The 6,094-nt window shown below is 32.9% G+C and carries 6 protein-coding genes; 3 read left to right on the forward strand and 3 right to left on the reverse strand.

The features are described from left to right. Window positions 1-19: 19 nt before the first annotated feature. On the reverse strand, window positions 20-733 hold the full coding sequence (locus Q4Q55_RS09470; RefSeq protein WP_303372567.1) for a sugar phosphate isomerase/epimerase: 714 nt from the start codon (window positions 731-733) through the stop codon (window positions 20-22). Between the two features lie 76 nt (window positions 734-809). On the opposite strand from Q4Q55_RS09470, the gene Q4Q55_RS09475 reads away from it, so the two are divergent. Further along, complete coding sequence (locus tag Q4Q55_RS09475; RefSeq protein WP_303372568.1) at window positions 810-2,339, forward strand: 2-isopropylmalate synthase; 1,530 nt, start codon at window positions 810-812, stop codon at window positions 2,337-2,339. A gap of 227 nt (window positions 2,340-2,566) precedes the next feature. Continuing rightward, window positions 2,567-2,842, forward strand: a complete 276-nt coding sequence (albA, locus tag Q4Q55_RS09480) for a DNA-binding protein Alba (RefSeq protein WP_303372569.1) — start codon at window positions 2,567-2,569, stop codon at window positions 2,840-2,842. A gap of 8 nt (window positions 2,843-2,850) precedes the next feature. Here albA and Q4Q55_RS09485 read toward each other — a convergent pair whose 3' ends face one another. Then, the gene (locus Q4Q55_RS09485) at window positions 2,851-3,510 is read right to left on the reverse strand and encodes a PHP domain-containing protein (RefSeq protein ID WP_303372570.1); all 660 of its coding nucleotides are present in this window, start codon (window positions 3,508-3,510) and stop codon (window positions 2,851-2,853) included. A gap of 1 nt (window position 3,511) precedes the next feature. Next, window positions 3,512-4,543 carry a DUF1786 domain-containing protein gene (locus tag Q4Q55_RS09490; protein ID WP_303372571.1) on the reverse strand — a complete coding sequence of 344 codons (1,032 nt, stop codon included), beginning with the start codon at window positions 4,541-4,543 and terminating at the stop codon, window positions 3,512-3,514. Between the two features lie 90 nt (window positions 4,544-4,633). On the opposite strand from Q4Q55_RS09490, the gene Q4Q55_RS09495 reads away from it, so the two are divergent. Next, window positions 4,634-5,935, forward strand: a complete 1,302-nt coding sequence (locus tag Q4Q55_RS09495; protein ID WP_303372572.1) for a TrpB-like pyridoxal phosphate-dependent enzyme — start codon at window positions 4,634-4,636, stop codon at window positions 5,933-5,935. The last annotated feature ends 159 nt before the right edge of the window (window positions 5,936-6,094 follow it).

Raw genomic sequence — 6,094 nt, forward strand, 5'->3', positions numbered from 1 at the left:
TATAAAAAAATAATAGAAATCATAAATTTTCAATAACCATTTTACTCTTTAATATATTATCAAAGTTGTTTAACTCAATAATTCCCACATCAATCTTTTTAAGTAGGTTTAAATCTAGTGTACCTTCACCAAGTGTAATATGCTGATCTTTAACTCCATCATTATCATTTAAATGACAATAGCTAATATTTTTCAGTGAAAGCATCTCTTCCAGATTGTCACATGTATTTCCGTGACCGGTATCAATAGTTAAACTACAGCCTGTAGCTTCTTGAATCATTTCGATTTCTTCGACTTTATTTCCTAAAAATTTTCCGCGAACAGGCATATTTTCAACAGAGATTTCCACATTTGTGTTATCGATTATTTCACCAACACTTTCACAAGCTATTTCTAAAGCCCAATTTCTCAGGCGGGGTTCGTTTCTACCAATTATTCCTGGGTGTACTGTTATTGTTTCAGCACCTATCTTTTCGGCATACTGCCCGCATTGTATCATCTGCTTAACACTTTCCTTTCTTATTCCTTTATTTAAGCTTGCAATGTTAATGTCCACGGTTGCAGCATGTATTCTTACATCCAGTCCACAGTCAACATATTCTAGATTTTCTCTTTCAAAAAAAGGACCTTCACCAAGTATTTCAATCATTTCAAATCCATGTTTTTTAGCTAAATTGATGATGTCTTCATTGGGTTGCATGAATAAAGCTAGTGTAGTAAATCCTAATTTCATATTCATATATTATTTATTCAATACATAAACTTATTTACTTTTACAATTAATATTACCATCAAAGGGATGTTATAGTATGAATCAAATGGAAAAATTGAAAAATGATAATATGAATCTATCAGAAAAGATTTATATTTTTGATACTACTTTAAGGGACGGTGAACAGACACCGGGTGTTGCTCTAACAGTTGATGAAAAAATTCAAATAGCTCAGAAACTTAATAATTTGGGTGTCGATAAAATTGAGGTTGGCTTTCCAGCTTCCTCAAAAGGTGAAATTGAATCTGCTAGAAAAATTATGGCAATGGATTTAGATTCAACTTTGGTGGGTCTGTCTCGTTCTCTAACAATTGATATTGATGCTGTATTGGATGCTGATTTAGATTATATTCATACTTTTATAGGTACTTCCCCATTGCATCGCGATTATAAGCTCAATATGAGTAAGGAAAAAATCATTGATACTGCAGTTTCAGCAGTTGAATATGCCAAGGATCATGGGCTCACTGTCGAGTTTTCTGCAGAAGACGCTACAAGAACAGAAAGAGACTTTCTCTTCGATGTTTTTAATGAAGTCATTAGTGCCGGAGCGGATTTTTTAGATGTTCCCGACACTGTGGGTGTATTAACACCTATTGTTACTCATGAATTAATTACTGACATCAAAAATAACTTTAAAACCCCTATCAGCGTTCATTTCCATAACGATTTCGGTCTTGCCACAGCCAATACTTTAACTGCCATTGAATGCGGTGCCAATCAGGCGCATGTCACTATCAATGGACTGGGCGAGAGAACAGGGAACTGTTCTCTTGAGGAACTTGTCGTAACATTAAAGGTTGCATATGGAATTGACCTGGGTCTTGACACTACCAGATTATACAGTTTATCCAATCTCGTAGGTCGCTTAACTGGTGTTAAAATGCCTGTCAATAAGCCTATTGTTGGAGATAACGCTTTTGCTCATGAATCTGGAATACATGTCCATGGAATTCTGAATAACTCTTCAACTTATGAACCGATGTCACCTGAGATGGTTGGCCATTCAAGACGTATTGTTTTAGGAAAACATACTGGAGCAAATTCATTAAAGTCTAAATTAAAAGATTATCATATAGATTTAGATGAAGATCAATTCTGTAAGGTTTTTGATGAAATTAAATCCTTGGGCGACAGTGGAAAGTGCGTTACTGATGATGATTTGATAGCTATTGCAATTACACAGCTTTCTTCTGCACGTGAAACCCCTATTGTTTTGAAGGGTTTAGGCTTATCTTCTGGAGGAGGTGTTTCTCCTACTGCTACTGTGAAACTTGAAATTGATGGTGAAGAAAAGGAAACTGCCAGCACTGGTGTTGGTCCTGTTGATGCTGCTTTAAATGCTATCCGTAAATTGATTCAAGGAACTATGGATATTGAACTTGAAGAATATAATCTTGAAGCTATTACAGGCGGTACTGATGCTTTGGCTGAAGTGTTTGTAATCAGTTCAGATTCATATGGAAATAAAGCCACTGGACGCTCAACGAATCAGGATATCGTGATGGCGAGTATTTTAGCTGTTCTTGATTCCATTAATAAATTATTATTAATTCAAAGGGCATAATTAGTGTTTGATTCAATATTTATTATATATTTTCATTTTTTTTAAAAAATAATTGTCTTTTTTTAAAATTTTTTTCTTAATTTTAATTTTGTTCAAATTATTTTAACTTATTTATATACTCTTTTTATAATTTTCAATTTATATTTTATTTGTTTAAAATTTCTATAATAATTTTGATGTAAAATTTTATATACATCTATAGCTAATATTAATATGGTGAGTCGAATATGGAAAATAATACAATTTTTGTTGGTAGTAAACCTGTAATGAATTATGTTTTAGCAGTAGTAACACAATTCAATGAGGGTTCTAACAGTGTTATTCTAAGAGCTAGAGGAAAAGCTATTAGCAGAGCTGTTGATGCTGCTGAAATTGTTAGAAATAGGTTTGTTCCTGATTCAGACGTTACTGATATAAAGATTTCTACAGAAGAAATCGAAAACTACAACAAAGAGAAAACAAATGTTTCAATAATAGAAATTTTAATTGAAAAGGGTGAATAATACTCTTTTTAATCAAATTTCTTTAAAACATTTTTTTCTATTAAATATTTTGAAAGCAATATGTTTGAAGTTCCATTTCCATGTGCTTCTATCTTGTTTTTCAATATTGCTTTAAATACACTGTCAATATCTTTTTCACAGTCTATTAAACTATAACAATCCCCAACAAATTTATAATAATGGGAATCGCTTGCCCCCAGTGATGGAATTTTTTCTTTTTCAGATAATTTTTTTGCTTTACTATTACAATAGCCTACAATGAATCTTGCATTTTTTGTTTCAATTGCATCTAGTTTCAAATCTCTGTAGTCACATTTATGCAATAGGCCGTGTCTATAAAAACAGTACGGATGGGGTATTATTGCAAGACCTCCCAAATCATGAATTTTGTCTATTGTTTCATGGGGACTTAGACCTTGAGATATATTTTCCTCACACCCAAATCCAAGAATATGGCCTTGTGTTGATGAAATTTCAATAGAAGGAATTGCTAATATATCTGTATTTCTAGTTTTTTTTAAAACTTCACTTGTTCCATCAACAGTATTATGATCACTGATAGCTATTATGTCTATATTTTTTCTTTTTGCAACTTTTAAAATATCATCAATTTTAGAATGGGAATCGGGAGAATATTCACTGTGAATATGTGAATCCATTTTTAGCATTTTATCTACCTAAAACAGTTTTTATTAGTCCAATCGTTCCGGTCATCATCACATCTCCTCCCGGCGCTGCATGATGCCAGTCAAGATTTGTTTTTTCTATCAGCTCTCGTTTTGGACCGCTGACGATTACCTTTTCAATTTCTGATATAGGATTTAGAACATGTGCACCGTGTCCGTGGTCTTCATGTACCTCTTCATGAGTTATCTCGCCTGATGCTAATCTTTTCATGTATCTTTCAAGTGATTCTCCTGTCAGGCTTGATGTGTGGTGTTCAAACACTCCTTGTATTTTTCCATCTTCTATTGTGGCCGCTGTTGTATGGCCGTTTCCAATATCGATTACAATATAACTGTTCAATTTTTCGGCAACTTCATCATAACACATTCCAGCTATAGATGCGAATTTTGTATCCATTACAAGAGGGATGTCTTCAATACCTTCGTTTTTAATCTGTCTTCTTACAGCCTGCATTCTTGTAAAGTAATCCGGCAAATCTTCTTTGAATCCAAATTCCAATGGTGAAATTGGTTCAGATACTTTTTCCCTGATTTTTTCAAACCTAAAGTCTCTATCTCCCATATTTTCATTGTATCCATGATCCTGAACTGCAATTGCAATTTTATCAAAATCAAATTCCAAATCATATCCTAAAAGGAATTCGGATAATTTTGTAATATTTATGTCACCCATTGTGATTTTTGTATAATCCTTATAGTCTTTAGTGCCGTCAGCTATTTCTATTCCAATATCTTTCACTTGATTTAAGTCATCTCTTATTGTTCTTGCACAGGTAGATTCCATTACCACATTATAACCTTTGTCCATGTGTTCCAGAATACTTCTTTTTATTTTTCCTCCACCCATTATTTCTCCTTTAAAATAGATGTCGTTTTCAATTTCCCTCATCTGTTGGGAAATGTAAAGGTGTGGGGAAGGCAATACGAGTTTAATTGAATTTTCCAGTTCCTTTTCTGTATCATAAATCATTATGTCCTGTGTGCCTGTTCCAACATCAATCGCTAAAATTCTCATGTTTTTTAATTGTTTTTTATTATATTAATAATTAGAGTGTACATTATTGTACAACAAAGTTTTAAATAGTACATTATACTATTTATTATCATGACTTATAAAATTGAATTATCATCTGATGAAGTTCCAAAGCAATGGTATAATATGCTTGCTGATTTACCTAGTGAACTTCCTGCTCCTAAAAACAGTGAAGGAAAGGATCAGATTTCAGCATTACAACTTGCATTTACAAAAAGTGCTTTAGAACAAGAATTTGCAACTGATCGTTATATTAATATTCCTAAAGAAGTTAGGGAGTTATATATGGAAACCGGCAGACCAACTCCTTTGGTTAGAGCAAATAAACTAGAAGAATATTTGAATACTCCTGCTAAAATATATTTCAAAAGGGAAGATACTTCTCCAACAGGCTCTCATAAATTAAATTCTGCTATTCCTCAAGCTTATTTTGCTAAAAAAGAAGGTGTAGAAAGATTAACTACTGAAACTGGTGCAGGTCAATGGGGTACTGCATTATCTCTTGCTTGTAACTTACTAGATTTGGAATGTACTGTATATATGGTTAAAGTTTCCTTTAACCAGAAACCAGATAGGAAAAACATTATGAATATTTATGACGGTAACGTTTTTGCATCTCCTAGTGAAAATACTAAGGTGGGCCGTCAGGTATTGGCCGATAATCCGGAACATCCAGGTTCTTTAGGTGTGGCTATTTCTGAAGCAATGGAAGAAGCTTTAGAAAATGATGAAGTAAAATATTCTCTTGGTAGTGTTTTAAACCATGTAATGTTACACCAGACTATTATAGGTCAGGAGTTAAAAACTCAATTGGAAATTGCTGAAGAAGAACCTGATGTAATGATTGCTTGTGCTGGTGGTGGAAGTAATTTAGCCGGATCTTTATTCCCATTCATTAAAGATAAAATCGATGGTAATTCAGACACTAAGTTTATTGCTGTTGAACCTACTGCTTGTCCTACTCTTACTCAGGGTAATTATGACTATGACTTTGGAGATTCAAACGGTTTTACACCAATGCTTAAGATGTTTACTTTAGGTCATGACTTTGTAGCACCTTCAGTTCATGCCGGTGGATTAAGATATCATGGAATGTCACCTATCGTTTCTCTTTTAACTAAAGAAGGTTATATTGAACCTAAAGCTGTTCATCAAAGAGATTGTTTCGAGGCAGGAATTACTTTTGCACGTAATCAGGGTATTTTGCCAGCTCCTGAAACTACTCATGCTATTAAGGCTACAATCGATGAAGCATTGAAATGTAAAGAGACTGGTGAAGAAAAAACCATAGTCATGAACTTCTCAGGCCATGGAATGTTAGACTTAAAAGGATATGCTAGCTATTTTGAAGGAACCATGCAAAATGCAAAATAATCCTTCTTTATTTTTTTTATATTATTTTAGTTATAACTTATAACTTATACTTTTTTATACTTATAACTTATAACAAATAACTTGCAAGTGTTAACTAATAACTTATTTGTGAAAACAAATACTTTATAAGAGAGAAGTTATAAAATATAACTTATTTGT

This window comes from Methanobrevibacter sp. (genome assembly GCF_030539555.1).
Taxonomy (GTDB): domain Archaea; phylum Methanobacteriota; class Methanobacteria; order Methanobacteriales; family Methanobacteriaceae; genus Methanocatella.

Coding starts and splice junctions, on each gene's coding strand:
- albA (WP_303372569.1), top strand. CDS start 2,567: ATGGAAAATAATACAATTTTTGTTGGTAGTAAACCTGTAATGAATTAT.
- Q4Q55_RS09475 (WP_303372568.1), top strand. CDS start 810: ATGAATCAAATGGAAAAATTGAAAAATGATAATATGAATCTATCAGAA.
- Q4Q55_RS09490 (WP_303372571.1), bottom strand. CDS start 4,543: ATGAGAATTTTAGCGATTGATGTTGGAACAGGCACACAGGACATAATG.
- Q4Q55_RS09485 (WP_303372570.1), bottom strand. CDS start 3,510: ATGCTAAAAATGGATTCACATATTCACAGTGAATATTCTCCCGATTCC.
- Q4Q55_RS09470 (WP_303372567.1), bottom strand. CDS start 733: ATGAAATTAGGATTTACTACACTAGCTTTATTCATGCAACCCAATGAA.
- Q4Q55_RS09495 (WP_303372572.1), top strand. CDS start 4,634: ATGACTTATAAAATTGAATTATCATCTGATGAAGTTCCAAAGCAATGG.